Origin of the sequence: Rhodovulum bhavnagarense (assembly GCF_004343505.1) — a bacterium.
GTDB classification, from domain to species: Bacteria; Pseudomonadota; Alphaproteobacteria; order Rhodobacterales; family Rhodobacteraceae; genus Rhodovulum; species Rhodovulum bhavnagarense.
Map to the genome: position 1 here is coordinate 37,137 of NZ_SLXU01000018.1, position 15,807 is coordinate 52,943.

Genomic DNA, 15,807 nt, shown 5'->3' on the forward strand with positions numbered 1-15,807 from the left:
GCGAGGCACAGCATGGGGCGGCGTGGGCCGTCCGAGGGGCCGGGCAGTCTGGACCCGCCCCGTCGCAAACCTAGATCTTTGCGGGTCCGAATCCAGACGGGGATCAGCCCATGCTGCATGTTGTCACGCCCTCGACCGTCTCCAACCGCTCTGCGCTCAAGATCCGCAAAGTGCCCCGGTCGTTTATCGGCTTTGGGCTCGGGATGCTGCCGCGGGGGGCCATGACGCGCTCGATCTACTGGCGCATGGCGATGGAGATAAATTTCCTGCGATATTGCGCGGCGCTGGTGCCGTTTCCGCTTGCGATGCTGATCTTTCCCGAAAAGGCGTTGCTGATCGGGCAGGCGCCGGCGCTGATGTTCCTGGCCGTCTATTTTTTCGAATCGCGCCTGCTATCGGTCGATACCCCCGAACGTCGCCGCCGCCTGATGGCCGAGGAAGAGGCCGAGCGTGGCGCCGACATGCTCGGGGCGCGTGGGCGCGAGGTGCTGACGCAGATCGCGGCGCAACGCGGGCTCGGGGCCGGGGTGCTGCATCTGGTGGTCGAACAGTCGGCGCTGGCGCGGCTGCCGCCGATCACGCTGGTTTCACTTCAGCGCGCAGAGCCCCAGCCCGAGGTGCTGGACCTCAGCGCGCAAGAGCAAGCCGCGATCCGCGCGGGCCTGTTCGACGGCACGTTTACCGAAAAACACATGCATACCTGTAGCCTCGCGCTTGGCCGGTTCCTGCACGATGTCAGCCTCGATGCGCGAGGCGTTTCTGCCCATGCGCGGCTGGCGGCGCTGGCCGCATCCTAGAACGCGACCAGAGCGACGGCGCGGTGCCAAAGGGTCTGGCGGGCGCGCGGGATCTATCGCGCAAGACTCAGGATACGCCCGAACGGAACACCAGTTGCGGGCGGCTTCCCCGGTACGGCCCAGACCACGGGCAGACCCTTGGGCGGGGGCGGGCCGAATGGCCCCTCCAGGTCGGTCAGGATCACGATGGCGGACGGGTTCAGGGCCAGCGCCTCTTCGATGACCGGGATGAAGGACGTGCCCCCGTCGCGGGCAAACAGGATATCGGTGATCCGCCGTCCCCACAGCCCCCCCGCGCCAAGGACGGTTCTGGTGCGCACGACGACGTCAAAGACCAGAAGGTGTGTTTCGGCACCGGTACGCTTGGCGATGGCCGCAACTTCGGCCGCGAATTTTGCCAAGAGTGGACCATCGACCGAACCCGAACTGTCCACCCCCACCACGATGCGGGGGATTTCGCGGTCGCGGCGCCAGCCGGGTTGAAACGCCGGGGGCCGGGTGCCCGCGATGCGGGCGGCACTGTCCATTGCCAGCCAGCGGCGAGAGGGACGTGTGACCTGTGGCCGGGGGTCATGGAGCACCGCGCGCGTCACAAGACCGCGCAGGGTGACCTCCCAGGGGGTGCGCGGCTCTGGCAGGTCGGCCAGCCGATGACCCAGCGCACCGATCCCGTAACCGGCCTGTCGACCCGATTCCAACGCTCGGGCGAGGTGCTGACGCCAGGCGGCGTCTTGCGCGCTGCTGCCGCTGGCAGCCGTTGCCGCGCCGCTGTCGATATCCGGGGAAAAGCCCTGCTGTTGCGCATAGCCGCGTGCGGCCTCGGCAAGCGCGCCGCCCGGACGGGGCCGGTTACCGCCCGCGCTGCCCTGGCCTGCGGCCTTGCCCGCGCCGCCTTGCTGCGCGCCGCGCCTGTCGCCGGTACGCCTGCGCGGCGCGCCGCGTTCCTGCATCAACGCGATATAAAGCCGTTCGGCATCCCAGGCCGTGATCGCCTCGTCAGGTTTCATGTCATCGCGCGTTGTCGCCTTGAGCAAGCCCGTCAACCGCACCAAGGGACGGGGCAGGATATGCCCGGCCAGCATCAGGGTTTCGTTCACGATCGCATCGGTGGCGAGGTTGAAGAGATCGCCGTCATACCGCTCGCCAAAGCGGCCTTTCATGGCCTGCGCCCGGTTCGCATGGCGAAAGGCGACATGCAGGATGTGATGGGCGGCCAGTCCCACCTGTTCGGGCAAGCTCAGGGCCTCGTAGGCCGGCCCGTAACAGATGGTTTCCCCATCGGTCCAGGCCGGTCCCTCGCGCAGGTCGCTATCGGTATGACGGCACCACAGCGCCAGCGCGGCAAAGGCCGGGTCCTGCTCGGCCAGCTTTTGCAGGGCGCGGGTGGCGCGGGCGGAATGGCGCGTCGGTTTCACGCGAGACCAGCCTCTTGGCGCTCTTTCGCGTAGGTCTTGTAGGCGTCATGGGACAGGAACCGTTCCCCCAGCCCGAGATCAAGACCCTTTCGGATCAACCCCTCGAAACCGTATGTCGTCAATTCGCCCAAGGGCATCCTCTTGAACTCGGGCTCTTCGCGCTGGTGCGACAGGATGCGTATATCGGCCATGACATCGATCACGCCCTCGACATTGCGCCCATCCAGCACCCCGATCAGCCCATAGATCAACGCGTTCAACCCGTGCATCGAGGCAGGGTAGAGACCGATCCGGGTCTTTCGATCCGCCTCCAGCATGTCGTGAACCTGCACGGTGGCGGCGATGTCGTCAGCGATCATCGCAAACTCTGCCGCCACGGCCTCGCCCAGGGTGCCTGCGATCAGGACGTTGCGGATGCGCCGGTCGGGCACCGCCCGCATGATCTGGCTGACCCGTTCCCAACTGCGCGGCGTCGTGGCGATCAGCATTCCCTCGGCCAGCGCACGTTCGGTGGTATCGAGCAGGTCGGCGCGGGTCTTGATGAAGGCGATCACCGCCGGGTGCAGGCCACGCGGCACCGCGTAACTGTCCAGCCAATCGGTTGCGGCGGCCTGCACATGCAGATGGATCAACCGGTCGGAAAGGGCCGTGTTCATCTGGTAGGCGATGGCGCCATCCTCGACCGTGTTCCCCGCGGCCACGACGAACACGTTACCAGGCAGCCGGTGCCGCCCGACGCGGCGTTCCTGCAACAGGCCATAGACCGTGGGTTGCAGCATGGGCGAGGCGGCGGTGAGTTCGTCGAGAAACAGGATCGCGGGATGGGCCGGGTCGTCGGGCAGATCCTCGGGGCGGTACCACCGGGTTTTCTGGGTGTCGTGGTCGTAATAAGGCAGGCCGCGCAGATCATGGGGCTCGATCGTGGTCAGGCGCAGGTCGAATAGCAATGCGCCCTTTTCTTGGGCCAGTTGCGCCACGATCTGGGTCTTACCCACACCGGGGCGCCCGTGCATCATGTAGGATGCAAGCATCTGCCCCTCGCTTTGCGCCTGCCATCCCGCGCGCAGCACCTCCAGCGCCTCGCCTGCCGATACCGTCATCGCGTTAACGCTCATCCTGCCTCCGATCCTGAGTCTTGCCAGCGCAATCTAGGGCGCGGCGTGCGGGGATCACGGGGAAATAATCGATTGGACAGGCTTTATCCCAAGTAAAACCATCAGGCTTTACATATCTGATAATTTCCGTCAGTTTTTATCCCGGATTCCTATCAACCCCGCGGTGCAGCCCGGAATCCGTTGCACACAGGAGACGAGAATGCATCCGACCCAAGGTCACCCGCAGCCCCGCCCGCACGCAACCACACTGCTGCGTGATGTCTGGAATGAAATGATCTCGACCGGTCTTTTTGAGGTCTCTGCCGGCGAGCGCTTTGTCGAACACATGATCGAGCGGATCGAACGGCGCGCCTGACACAACATGACCCAAGGCAGCGTTGAAAGTCAGGCCGATTACCCCGCCCATGATGCCCGCGTTCTGACGGGCGGAGGGACCTGCGCGGCAATCGTGCTGGACGGCACGGTCTATACCTTGCGCATCACCCGCGCGGGCAAGCTCATCCTGACGAAGTGACCTCCGATCGGGGCGCGTTTCCCTCGACCTGGTCGGCCGCAGGGAACGGTGACCGGGTTGCATTGCCTGCGACATTCCCAGCATTGTCGCAGGCAAATCCATTCCTAAGTAGAAGACTAATGTTTTCTCCGGACGTGGTTCCTGCGTCCGGCAGCCAGTCGCAGAAGAGACCCCCGATGTCCCAGAACAAGTACGAACCCCGCCCCCTTGCCGTTCCCAGCGGGCGCTTGTCGCGCCTCGCGCGGTTTGGCGGCATGGCCTCCAACATCGCAGGCTCCATGGCCGTAGACGGCGCCCGCCACCTTGCACAGGGCAAGCGGCCCAAGGCCAGCGACCTTTTGCTGACGCCGGCCAATGCGCGCAAGGTCGCCGACCAGCTTGCGCATATGCGCGGCGCGGCGATGAAGGTGGGGCAACTGATTTCCATGGATGCGGGCGACATGCTGCCGCCCGAGTTGTCGGAAATCCTGGGTCGGTTGCGGGCCGATGCCCATTACATGCCAGGCGGGCAGCTCAAGAAGGTGCTGAACGAGAACTGGGGCGACGGCTGGCTGGGCAAGTTCGAGAAATTCAACGCCCGCCCCATTGCCGCGGCCTCTATCGGGCAGGTGCATCGCGCGCTGACCAAGGACGGGCGCGACCTGGCGATCAAGGTGCAATATCCCGGCGTGCGCAAGAGTATCGACAGCGACGTGAACAACGTGACCTCGTTGCTGCGGCTGTCGGGCGCGATCCCCAAGGAACTGGATGTCGCCCCGATGCTGGCCGAGGCCAAGCGCCAGTTGCACGAAGAAGCCGATTACGAGCTTGAAGGCCGGCATCTGCGCCGCTTCGGTCAGTTGCTGGCGGGCGCAAACGATTACATCGTGCCCGAATTGCAAGAGGATCTGACCACCAAAAACGTCCTGGCCATGACTTTTGTCGAGGGCGTTGCAATCGAAAAGCTGGCCGACGAGCCGCAAGACGTCCGCGACCGGGTGATGTATCTTCTGATCGACCTGCTGTTCCGCGAACTTTTCGAGTTCAAGGTGATGCAGACCGACCCCAACTTTGCCAATTACCGCTATAAACCCGAGACGGGGCAGGTAATCTTGCTGGATTTCGGTGCGACGCGCGAATTCAGCGACAAGATGACCGAGGATTTCCGCCGCCTGATGCGGGCGGGGCTAGACAATGACCGCGAGGGCGTGCGCCGGGCGATCATGGATATCGGCTTTTTCGCCGAGGACACCAAGGACAAGCACCAGACCGCGATGCTGGATATGTTCGAGATGTCGATGGAACCCCTGCACCGTTCCGGTGCTTTCGATTTCGCCGATAACGACGTGGCACTCAGGATGCGCGACGCGGGCATGAAACTGGGTCAGGATCGCGATTTCTGGCACATCCCGCCGATGGACACGCTGTTCATGCAGCGCAAGTTCGGGGGCGTTTACCTGTTGGCCAGCCGACTCAAGGCGCGGGTGGATATCCGCGCGATCATGGAACAGCATATGTAACGCAACCATCGCCCGGCGGGGCGGATGCAGCCCCGCCCGGCGCGGGGCAGGCGTCGGCCTGTGAATGGCCGGTCTGCGCATCGTGGCAGGCCCGGTGCGGACGCGTTGCATATGCGCCCCCGTTTCCTTATGTCGTCGGGCAAGACGACCGACAGGAAAGGCACCGGACCGTGGCGAATACCCTTTACAAGCGCGACCTGCCCGACGGGCTGGACCTGGGCCCGGTGGTGGCCATCGACTGTGAAACCATGGGGCTGAACCCGCACCGCGACCGGCTGTGCCTGGTTCAGTTGTCGGGCGGCGACGGCAACGCGCACCTGGTCCAGATCGAACAGGGACAGACCGAGGCCCCGAACCTGGCGCGAATGCTGGCCGATCCATCGGTGCTAAAGCTGTTTCATTTCGGGCGCTTCGACATTGCCGCGCTTTACCATGCCTTCGGTGTTCTGACCGCCCCGGTCTATTGCACCAAGATCGCCTCGAAACTGGTGCGCACCTATACCGACCGGCACGGGCTGAAATATCTTCTGGCCGAGATGCTGGATGTCGATATCTCGAAACAGCAGCAAAGTTCCGACTGGGGGGCCGAGACGCTCAGCGAGGCGCAGATGGCCTATGCCGCCTCTGACGTTCTGTATTTGCACCGTTTGCGCGATGCGCTGGATGCCCGGCTGGCGCGCGAGGGGCGGAGCGCAATCGCGCAGGCCTGTTTCGAGTTCCTGCCGACACGCGCGAAACTGGATCTTGCGGGCTGGCCCGAGATCGACATCTTTGCCCATTGAGCCCGCTCATGACCCGCGACACCCATATCGCCATCGGCCGCCGCGTCCTGAGCGGCGAGGCCGAGGCGCTGAGCATGCTGGCAAACGCGCTGGACGACCGTTTCGCGCAGGCGGTTGACCTGATCCTGTCGGCCACGGGGCGGGTGATCGTGTCTGGCATGGGCAAGTCGGGCCATGTCGCGCGCAAGATCGCGGCGACCTTTGCCTCGACCGGCACGCCCGCCCATTTCGTTCACCCAGCCGAGGCCAGCCATGGCGACCTGGGCATGCTGACCAAGGGAGATGTGTGCCTGGTGCTGTCGAATTCCGGCGAAACGCCGGAACTGGCCGACATCATCGCCTATACCCGCCGCTTCGGCATCCCGCTGATCGGGGTCGCGGGGCGGGCTGACAGCACGCTTTTGCGTCAGTCTGACGTGGCACTGCTGCTGCCCCCCGCGCCCGAAGTCTGCCCCATGGGGCTGGCGCCGACCACATCCACCACGATGACTCTGGCGCTTGGGGATGCGCTGGCTGTTGCGCTGATGGAACACCGCGCCTTTACCCCCGAACATTACCGCGAATTTCACCCCGGCGGCAAACTGGGCGCACGGCTGGCAAAGGTGGGCGACCTGATGCACCGGGGCGACGAGGTGCCGTTGGTGGCCACGCAAACCGCCATGTCAGAGGCCCTTCTGGTGATGAGCCGGCAGGGATTCGGCGTGGTCGGCGTGATCGGTGCCGAAGGCCGGTTGACCGGGATCGTCACGGATGGCGACCTGCGCCGTCACATGGAGGGATTGCTCGGCCATACGGTCGACCAGGTGATGACCCCGAACCCGCACACGGTCGGGGCCGGGGCGCTGGCCGAAAAGGCGCTGGCGATCATGAACGGGTCAAAGATCACTTGCCTGTTCGTCGTCGACGAGACAGGCCGTCCCGAGGGTATTCTGCATATCCACGATTGCCTGCGCGCCGGGGTGGCCTGAGGCCATGGCCTCGTTCGACAACGCCTATTCCCGCTTCGTGGCGCTGGCCCGGATTGTGCTGCCGCTGGCGGCGCTGGGGATACTCTCGACGCTATTCCTGGTTTCGCGCGGGCCCGATCCGGGCGACGATCTGCGCCAATCCCGCGATACGGTTGCCGAGATCGCTCGCGAACAGCGCATAGGCGCCCCGGAATTCGCCACCGTCACCGCGGATGGAACCGCGGTCGCGCTGAGCGCAGAAACCGTGCGCCCCGACGCGGCGTATCCCGGACAGGCCACCGCCGACATCCTGCACCTGCGGCTGGACATGGCCGGTGGCGCGCGGGCCGACCTGCGCGCCGCGCGCGGCGCGCTGGACATGGCGGCAGGCCAGACCGTTATGGAGGGCGGGGTACGAATCGAAAGTTCAGCCGGTTACCGGCTGGAGGCCGCGCGCGTCACCGCCGCGATGGACCAGACCGATATCCTTGCCGAGGGGCCTGTCACCGGCGAGGGTCCGGCGGGCAGGATCACCGCCGGCCAATTGCAACTGACCGCCGACCCACAGGCGGCGGGTAGGTATCTTCTGGTTTTCAAGGACGGCGTGAAACTGGTATACGAGCCGGGACGATAGGGGGGAACAACATGGCTGTGCTGCTTCGTGTTGCCGTGGCTGCGATGGCCCTTGTGCTTTTCCCTGTCAGCGTCTCGGCACAGGATACAGCGATTGCCTTTGGCACGCTTGCCCATGACAGCGGCTTGCCAGTCGAGATCACCGCAGAGGCGCTGGACGTCGACCAGGAAGATGGCACCGCCACCTTTCGCGGCGGGGTTTTGGTGGGCCAGGGCGAGATGCGCCTCTCGGCCGACCGGGTACTGGTCGTCTATGGCGAAACCCCCGAGGGCGCGCGCGCCCGGATCGCGCGGCTAGAGGCATCGGGAAACGTTCTGATGACGCTGGGCGCCGAAGCCGCAGAGGCGCAAAACGCCGTCTACACCATCGACCGCGCCAAGGTCGTCATGACCGGCGATGTTCTTTTGACCCAGGGCGACAGCGCGATCGCCGGCCAGCGGCTTGAGGTCGATCTCGGGCGAGGCACCGGCGCGATGTCGGGCAGGGTGCGCACGGTCTTTCAGCCCGAAGGCAGGGCGGATTGATGAAAGACACACCCGACCTGACCCTTGCCGCCAATCGCGATACCGGCTTGCGCATCGTCAACCTACGCAAGAGCTATCGCCGCCGCCCGGTGATCCGCGATATCAGCCTGCGGCTGGACCGGGGTGAGGTCGTCGCGCTTCTGGGGCCGAACGGGTCGGGCAAGACCACCTGTTTCTATGCTGTGGCGGGCTTGGTCATGCCCGAGGGCGGCCACGTGGTCATTGACGGGCGCGAGGTGACCGGTCTGCCGATGTATCGGCGCGCGCGTCTGGGCATCGGCTATCTGCCGCAAGAGGTCAGCATCTTTCGCGGCCTCAGCGTGGAGAACAACATCCTCGCCATTCTCGAACTGCGCATTTCCGACCGCCATCGCCGCCGCGAGCGCCTCGAAGAGCTGTTGTCGGAATTCGCCATCGAACATTTGCGCCGCGCGCCGGCGGTTTCGCTGTCGGGCGGGGAAAGGCGTCGGGTGGAAATCGCCCGTTGCCTGGCGGCAGAGCCGAAATACCTTTTGCTGGACGAACCCTTTGCCGGTGTCGACCCGATCGCGGTGGGTGAAATCCGCGCGCTGGTGGGCGATCTGAAAACCCGTGGGATCGGGGTGCTTATCACCGACCACAACGTGCGCGAGACGCTGGAAATCGTGGACCGCGCCTATATCTTGCATGATGGCCGCGTCCTTATGAGCGGCACCGCGCGGGAAGTCACCCGCGACGAGAACGTGCGCCGCGTCTACCTGGGCCAGAACTTCCGAATTTCGTGACCGCCGCGGCGCGGCGCGAGGGCGTTGTTGACATTTCCCGCCCAACTGACGCCAAATGACACACGATCAAGAGGCCAGAACATGACCTCGACCGCAGGCACGGAAAGGCACATGGCACCTAAACCGGGCCGGACCCCAGTTGACCCCGGCGCGCACCGGCTTTAACGGGGGGCAACCCTGCGAATGCAGGCAATTCGAGGAGGCGAAATGCTGTATCAGATCAGCGGCAAACAGATCGACATCGGGGAAGCGCTGCAAACCCACGTCAAGGATGAACTCAGCGCGGCCGTGGCCAAGTATGCCGAGCGGCCCACCGACGCGAATGTGGTATTCTCCCGCAACGCGCATGAATTCGTCTGCGAGGCGACCGTGCATCTGTCCACCGGTCTGACCGCGCAGGCCAAGGCCCACGCGACCGAGATCTACGCCGCTTTCGACAGCTGCTGTGACAAGATGGAAAAACAGCTTCGCCGCTACAAGCGCCGGCTGAAGGATCACCATCGCGATCGCAGCGAGCCGGTTGAACTGACGGGTGCGTCTTCTTATGTTCTGGCCTCGTCCGGCGACAACGAGGAATCCGAACCCGAAAGCCTTCAGCCCATGATCATCGCCGAGATGGAAACCAGGATTCCGTCGATTTCGGTCGGTGAGGCAGTGATGCAGATGGAACTGGCCGGGCAGTCCGTCCTGGTGTTCCGCAACGAGAAAACCGGCAAGATCAACGTCGTTCACACACGCGAGGACGGCAACGTGGGTTGGATCGACACCTAAGGGCCGCACCCGAACCCGCCGCCACAAGCGAGAGGCTCATGCAGCTTTCCATCCTTCTGAAGCCGGAGGCCGTGCGCGTCTTCGGCAAGATGTCGAGCAAGAAGCGCCTGTTCCAGGAACTGGGCGAGATTGCCGCCACGGCCTACGGGCTGGCGTCCAGCGATGCCATCGACGCGCTTCAGGAACGCGAAAGCCTGGGGCCCACCGGCGTGGGGCACGGCGTAGCCCTGCCCCATGCCCGCCTGCACGGGCTCGACCATGTCCGCGGCGCCTTTGTCCGGCTGGAAAAGCCGCTGGACTTCGGCGCGGTAGACCGTCAGCCGGTCGACCTCGTCTTTGCCCTTTTCGCACCGCAGGATTCAGGGGTCGACCACCTCAAGGCGCTGGCATTGGTGTCACGTACCCTGCGCGATACCGCGACATGCGAGAAACTGCGCGCCAATACCGACCCGGCCACCCTGCATGCCGTTCTGACAGAGGCCCAGACCTCAAGCCAGGCGGCCTGAGCGCCGGCCGGGCCGGGACGCCCGGCCCCGAAACCGTTACACCGGGAATGTCCCCGGCGGACCCTAGCCGCACCAGGCGCGATAACCGAAGGCAAGGTAATCGCGCTGATAGGCGTCGCGGGCGGCGGCCTCGATCTCTTGATCATATATATCGGCTAACGGCACCGGCCCATCTGGATCGGCCTGCGCCAACTCCGGTGCGGGCAGGCCGATCCCGGCGGCGAGAAAAGCCAGTTCCGGGCCCAGACGCTCTGCCCGCAAGACCATGTCGGGCATCACCACCTGCGCCATGCCGGCCAGGATACTCGACTGGCTGGCCCAGCTTGCATCGACGCGCAGCGCGGTCTGCCCGCCCAGGTGGCCCTTGAGAAATCGCAAGAAGGCCAGGAATGCCGCACGATGCGCACCGGCATCGTAGCCGGGTCCGGGATCGCCCACAGGCAGCGGCAGTCCATAGGTCTGGCGCAGCGTCTCGCGGATCTGGGGAAAACAGGCGCCGCCGGTGGGCAGGATATGGGTGCAAAACGCCCGATGTGCCCGCACCAGCGGATGACTGACCACGGTGAAACAGCGATGTCCGGGATGGCGGCGTTTCCATTGGCGCAAGCTTTTCTGGGTAAAGTCGCGTCGCACCTCATCCATTGCCTTGCCGTCCAGCGCACCAAGCCATGCCTCGACCTGTCCGACCGGCCCGCCCCGGATCGGCAGGAACAACAACGCACTGTCGGGCGCGGCAACATAGCTGGTCACGGCGGGGCCGCGGCGCGGTTCGAAATTGGGCGTGCGCGACAACTCGAACAGGTCAAGCCCGGCCAGCGCCTGTTCCATCTCGTCGAAATTGGTGACCTTTTCCGATAAAGGTTCGGGATTTTGCTTTTTCAGCTTGGCCGAAACCGCGTCCAGTCGCGCCTCGACCCCGAGAAAGGCCAAAAGCCCGTTCAGAACATCCAGCTCGGCGATATCCTCGTAACCGATGTAAAATGCCGTCTGCCCCCGGATCTGCAAGCCACGCAAAAGACGCAGTTGAAAGCCCTGGATACTGTCCAGAAAGGCGCCGAATTCAGCCGCGTCAAAACGTACCCGTGCCGAGCGCGAGTGTTTCATGTCGGTCAGCCGCCATTGCCCGGTTTCGCCCGCGATCTTGCGCGAGACATAGGATTCGGCGGGGTTGCGCGTCAGCACGATCTTGGCACAGCGCCGATCGTCGAGAACCCGGTCAAGGACACGCGGATCATGATCATGGAAATACCGAAATCCGGGCAAGGCCGCACCATCGCGCCGCATCGCCGCCAACAGGCGCGCGGGATCGGCGTCGCGTTGTTCCTGGGTCACCCCCAGCATCGCGCGCTGATCCTTGTGGCCGACGAAATGCGGATTGAATACCTCGCCGTAACAGTGCAGGCCGGGCACCGAATTGAGGTTTTCCTCAAGAAAGTTCGAGCCGGTGCGCATCTCGGCAAAGATCACGAAACTGTCGAAGGTGCGGGGATCACTCAATTCACTTCACCAGGTAGGGTTTGCTGGTTTGCCGTGGGGCCGGGTGGGGATCGTCGCCCACGGGGAAATCCCCCATCAGGTAAGGCTTCATCCCCTGGTTCTTGAGATTTTGAAGGAACTGGCCGAACCCGTCCAGATTGACCATCGTCGGCGCCTCGGTCAGCCGCCGCTGGGCACGCGGCGCGATCTCGTCGATGATGATCTGCAACGGCTCCATCGGGTTTTGCACGAAATCGGCCATGCTCCAGATCCGCACCCTAGCCCGGGTATGCGGCGAACGCAGGATATCAAGATGCGCCGCCTCGACCCGTTGCAGATGCGCCGCGCGCTTGCGCAGATCGACAAAGCTCTGGCGCGAATGGAACAGCGGCACCGCCCAGGCCCCGGTAATGACCGAGATCTGCGCATTCGGGTCGCCGACCATGAACCAACTGATCTGTTGCCGGTCATGCGGGCCGAACTGGAAACACTGCCGTTCGCCGCGGGTATTCCAGATCAGGTTGGTCAGAAAGGCGCGCGGATCGTAATCGCGCAACGGCGCGCTGTCGCAAAGCGCACCGTTATAGACCGCCTCTCCGCCGGCGAATTCCACCCGGTCGGGGTGATACAGGTGGCCATGCACCCGCGCGCCGATGGTCTTGCCAAGCCAGGTCTCGAAATTCTCGAACAGTTCGGAAAACCCCTCGAAAACCGAGTATCGCGCACAGGTCTTGCCGTTTTCCCAGCCCTCGTTGGGAAAACGGCTTTGCATGTATAGACCGGGCCGCCCCCGGGTGCGCCGATCGACGGCCTTTGAAAACAGCCGGTCGATCTTGCCGGGGTTGGGTTCTGCCCGGTTGGTGCGCCCGGCATCGGGGGCAAGGAAGGTCTGGTACAACAGATCGGCCTGCGGCCAGATCTTGCGCGCCACGAAACAGTCGGACCGGCGCAGCAATTGCAGGTGGTCATCGTAGAAGATATGCGGCTTGCCCTGGAAATCGAACTTGGACAACGTCAACGAGCGGCTTTCGATCTGGCCGGAATGCTTGCGCACCAGCGTCTGGAAATAGCTTTCATCGGGAATCCAGACGCGGTGGAAATAGCGTTCGTAAGTATCGCGTTCGGGGTCTGTCAGGATCGCCTCAAGCGTGCGCCGGGTCAGGCACCACCATTGCGACCCCAGGTGCGGTTCCAGACCCTCGGGAATCCGCCGCTTGAAATTTATCCGCCGTTGCAAGGCAACATAGCGGTCGAACAGGCGACGGTTCTTTTTCCACGAAAATGGAAAGCGCAGGGTAAAGCGTTCCCGGTCCAGCCCCCCGATGGTCCAGGGAACCTCGTCGGTGGTGACGGATTCTATGAAATCGGTGCGGGGCCGTGCGGCAAGGTAATGGCGCAGCTCCTCAACCGGGCGCAGCGGCAGGCAAGATCCCGAGGCCAGGTAGATATGGGCAATCTCGGGAAACTCGCGCAACACCATCTCGACCCCGGCGATCGTGGCCTGCACGATCGACCATGTTCCCCATTCACAGCGATATCTCTTGCAGAACCGCACATTGTCCAGCCCGGCCAGTTCGGCGTGAAACGCCCTGACCTCGGCGTGGCTCGCCCGGCGGTCGACATGGATAACAACGGGACAATCATGGCTGGCCCAGTGCCGGGCCACCGCCGCCGCCCGGTCAAAGGCATTGTGAACCAGCATGACGAACCCGATGCTCACGCCCAGTTCCCCTTGGACATGAGGCCCAGGATTTCCAACTGGCGCCAGTTGATGTATCGTTCCGACCACTTGCACCAGAGATCGGGATCGTCCTTGAGAACGGCGTTATAGGCGCGGTACTCGTGGCTGTTGGCGTAATGCTGGCGCCGGGTCAATTCCTCGGCGGATTTCTGAACGAAAGTATGCAGGAACTTGGCGTGCAGCAACGCGCCGCTGGCCTTTTCGCCCCCCCATTCGTCATAGACCAGGTTCAGGCCCCGCGGCAGCAATTCGTGGGTCGATTTGACATAGGCATAGCCCGGCTGCCACTTGACCAGAGGAATCTTGTTCAACGCCGGCGCCCGTTCGGGCCGGTCGGCAAAAAACGCCCGCGCCCGCGGCCCCCCCTGTATCCACAGGTTTCCAAAGCGGCTGTTCTTCTTGATCGTGTAATTGCCGCTGTCGAACCAGCAGGCGATTTCGAACGGGTCCTGGCCCGCACGGTAGGGCACCGCATCGATCGGCCCCTTGGGATACATGTCGACCAGCATCGCGCCGAACGACTTGATCGAAGAGGCGTCAAGCCAGTCGGTCAGCGCCCGGATGGGCCGCGTATCGCAAAACGGATAGATAAAGAATTCGTCCACATCGACGGTCAGGCACCAATGCCCCTTGCCATACCAGCGCGTCAGCCAGTTCAGCCAATCCACACCAAAGCGCGCGCGCTTGTAACTCTTTTCGGTGGTCCAGAGCGAAACGTCGTCCTGCGCCTCGAGATATTCGCGCGACCCGTCATCAGAGCCGTTATCGACCATCAGGAAATGGCCAACCCCCAGGTCGCGGTAATATTTCAGGAAAAACGGCAGGCGGATGCGTTCGTTGCGCAGGGTGGTAAAGACCAGAACGTCATCGGCGCGGATCGACCCCGTGCGCAGCGCGACCTTTTTCAATTCGCGCCGCTTGCGAAAGGCCCGTATGCGCCAGCGCTTGCGCTGAATCCGCAACCGGTATGAGGACACGATACCCATTCACATACACCTAAGTTCCGACCCGCAAGGGCGGTCCGGGGCCCGGCTTAGCCCGCCTTGCTTAACACGGTCTTGCAATGTGCCCGCCATGTCGGAACATTCGGCCCCGCTCTGCGCCCGTTTTCGGGATTTTTCCCGTTCCCTGCAAATTCAAGGATCGTATTGCGCCAAGAATAGGCATCCGTTGGCGCCAGGTAAACGGGGTAAGACCCCAATGTCTCGCGGTAGATGGCCAAATCGGCACAAATGACAGGGGTGCCAAGTGCCGCGGCCTCAAGCGGCGGCAGCCCATAGCCCTCGGCAAGGCTTGGCTGTAACAGCGCCGCCGCCCCCGACAACAATGCTGCAACCGCCCTGTCGTCCAGGTCCGCGCGCTCGATCACCGGCCAACCCTCGGCATGCGCCGTATCAAGGCGCGCGAAAACCTCGGCATTGCGCCAACCCCGGCGGCCAATGACGACCAGTGCCGGTATCCCGCCGAGCGGCGGATCATCGACAAGCCCTTGCCACAGATCAAGCAACAGCGCGTGGTTCTTGCGCGGCTCGATCGTGCCCAGCGTCACGAAATAGGGCCCCGGCGGCGGCAGGCCCGCGGGCAACGCGGCCGGATCGGGGCGGGCAACATCCACGCCCAGCGGCACAACCAGGCCTGGCGGGACGCGCCCCATATGCGCCATGTGCCATTCGGCGCGGGCACGGGTATCGGCGGAATTGTAGATCACCAGGTCTGCCTGCGCTGACACCCGCGCAAGCCGCGCACCAAAGGCCTGCGGAACGCCCTCGCGCGCATGGTCCGGGAAATCCAGCGGGATCGTATCGTGGATCAACACGTTGATCCCGGCACCCGGCACGGCCCGAAGCCCGCGCAGGGTGCGCGCCGTCAGGTTGGCATGGCCCACGTTGAAACAGGCCGTCCCGGCCGGCAGGTGACGGCACAGCATTTGCCCCAGCCCCACCGCCATGCAGCGCGCAATCGCGTGGCGGCGCAAGAGCGCCTCTGCCGCCGCGCGCGCAGGGTCGCGTGGGCGTAGCACCCGATCGGCCAGCCCTGCACGCGGCCAGCCCCGCCCCCTGATCGCATCGGCCAGCGCGATCATCCCGGCGCGACCCGTCAGCACGTAACCGGCCCGCGTCCGCGAAAGGGCAAAGGCCGGCACATCACCGCCCGCAAGGTAATCAAGGTAGGCCAGTTCGACCCGGTCGATGCCAGTCAGTGCCCCCTGCCCCGCGCGCGAAACCAGGCGCGAGACATCCAGCAGCCACGCAGGCCGTCTAGCGGCGATAGGGGCCGCGCTGGTACCATTTCCACGCATCGGCGATCATCACCCCGAGATCA

At 64.2% G+C, this 15,807-nt stretch carries 17 protein-coding genes; 11 read left to right on the plus strand and 6 right to left on the minus strand.

The window, feature by feature from the left end; genetic code table 11:
- Window positions 1–110 precede the first annotated feature (110 nt).
- Window positions 111–797, plus strand: coding sequence for a hypothetical protein (locus EV663_RS13780; protein ID WP_132952841.1), 687 nt, complete (start codon window positions 111–113; stop codon window positions 795–797).
- Between the two features lie 53 nt (window positions 798–850).
- Here the strand turns inward: EV663_RS13780 and EV663_RS13785 are convergent, their stop codons facing one another.
- Window positions 851–2,212 (minus strand): vWA domain-containing protein, encoded by a 1,362-nt coding sequence (locus EV663_RS13785; protein WP_132952843.1) that lies wholly within the window; start codon window positions 2,210–2,212, stop codon window positions 851–853.
- A complete protein-coding gene (locus EV663_RS13790) occupies window positions 2,209–3,327 on the minus strand; it encodes an AAA family ATPase (protein WP_132952845.1) in 1,119 nt (372 codons plus the stop codon). The genes EV663_RS13785 and EV663_RS13790 overlap by 4 nt, the downstream gene beginning before the upstream one ends.
- 199 nt (window positions 3,328–3,526) lie before the next feature.
- On the opposite strand from EV663_RS13790, the gene EV663_RS15660 reads away from it, so the two are divergent.
- From EV663_RS15660 to EV663_RS13835, 10 genes are all read left to right on the plus strand, one after another.
- Window positions 3,527–3,682 carry a hypothetical protein gene (locus EV663_RS15660; protein ID WP_165910203.1) on the plus strand — a complete coding sequence of 52 codons (156 nt, stop codon included), beginning with the start codon at window positions 3,527–3,529 and terminating at the stop codon, window positions 3,680–3,682.
- Window positions 3,683–3,688: 6 nt separating this feature from the next.
- Complete coding sequence (gene hemP / locus EV663_RS13795) at window positions 3,689–3,841, plus strand: hemin uptake protein HemP (RefSeq protein WP_132952847.1); 153 nt, start codon at window positions 3,689–3,691, stop codon at window positions 3,839–3,841.
- Between the two features lie 176 nt (window positions 3,842–4,017).
- Window positions 4,018–5,340: an ABC1 kinase family protein gene (locus tag EV663_RS13800; RefSeq protein WP_132952849.1), complete on the plus strand. Its 1,323-nt coding sequence runs from the start codon at window positions 4,018–4,020 to the stop codon at window positions 5,338–5,340.
- A 170-nt stretch (window positions 5,341–5,510) separates the two neighbouring features.
- A complete protein-coding gene (locus EV663_RS13805) occupies window positions 5,511–6,122 on the plus strand; it encodes a ribonuclease D (protein WP_132952851.1) in 612 nt (203 codons plus the stop codon).
- An 8-nt stretch (window positions 6,123–6,130) separates the two neighbouring features.
- Window positions 6,131–7,090 (plus strand): KpsF/GutQ family sugar-phosphate isomerase, encoded by a 960-nt coding sequence (locus EV663_RS13810; RefSeq protein WP_132952853.1) that lies wholly within the window; start codon window positions 6,131–6,133, stop codon window positions 7,088–7,090.
- A 4-nt stretch (window positions 7,091–7,094) separates the two neighbouring features.
- Entirely contained in the window at window positions 7,095–7,703 is a 609-nt protein-coding gene (locus EV663_RS13815; RefSeq protein ID WP_132952855.1) for a hypothetical protein, read from the plus strand.
- A gap of 11 nt (window positions 7,704–7,714) precedes the next feature.
- Complete coding sequence (locus tag EV663_RS13820) at window positions 7,715–8,227, plus strand: LptA/OstA family protein (RefSeq protein ID WP_132952857.1); 513 nt, start codon at window positions 7,715–7,717, stop codon at window positions 8,225–8,227.
- The gene (gene lptB / locus EV663_RS13825) at window positions 8,227–8,991 is read left to right on the plus strand and encodes an LPS export ABC transporter ATP-binding protein (protein WP_132952859.1); all 765 of its coding nucleotides are present in this window, start codon (window positions 8,227–8,229) and stop codon (window positions 8,989–8,991) included. Before EV663_RS13820 ends, lptB begins: the two co-directional genes overlap by 1 nt.
- Before the next feature lie 207 nt (window positions 8,992–9,198).
- Window positions 9,199–9,762, plus strand: a complete 564-nt coding sequence (gene hpf / locus EV663_RS13830) for a ribosome hibernation-promoting factor, HPF/YfiA family (RefSeq protein ID WP_132952861.1) — start codon at window positions 9,199–9,201, stop codon at window positions 9,760–9,762.
- Between the two features lie 38 nt (window positions 9,763–9,800).
- Entirely contained in the window at window positions 9,801–10,268 is a 468-nt protein-coding gene (locus EV663_RS13835; RefSeq protein WP_132952863.1) for a PTS sugar transporter subunit IIA, read from the plus strand.
- 63 nt (window positions 10,269–10,331) lie between these two features.
- On the opposite strand, the gene EV663_RS13840 is transcribed toward EV663_RS13835, so the two are convergent.
- The 4 genes from EV663_RS13840 to EV663_RS13855 are packed head-to-tail and all read right to left on the minus strand — an operon-like array spanning window position 10,332 to window position 15,784.
- Window positions 10,332–11,765 (minus strand): sulfotransferase domain-containing protein, encoded by a 1,434-nt coding sequence (locus EV663_RS13840; protein WP_243697970.1) that lies wholly within the window; start codon window positions 11,763–11,765, stop codon window positions 10,332–10,334.
- A gap of 1 nt (window position 11,766) precedes the next feature.
- Window positions 11,767–13,464, minus strand: coding sequence for a DUF5927 domain-containing protein (locus tag EV663_RS13845; protein WP_481883023.1), 1,698 nt, complete (start codon window positions 13,462–13,464; stop codon window positions 11,767–11,769).
- Window positions 13,461–14,471, minus strand: a complete 1,011-nt coding sequence (locus EV663_RS13850) for a glycosyltransferase family 2 protein (RefSeq protein ID WP_132952865.1) — start codon at window positions 14,469–14,471, stop codon at window positions 13,461–13,463. The genes EV663_RS13845 and EV663_RS13850 overlap by 4 nt, the downstream gene beginning before the upstream one ends.
- 47 nt (window positions 14,472–14,518) lie before the next feature.
- Entirely contained in the window at window positions 14,519–15,784 is a 1,266-nt protein-coding gene (locus tag EV663_RS13855) for a glycosyltransferase (protein WP_132952867.1), read from the minus strand.
- Window positions 15,785–15,807 lie beyond the last annotated feature (23 nt).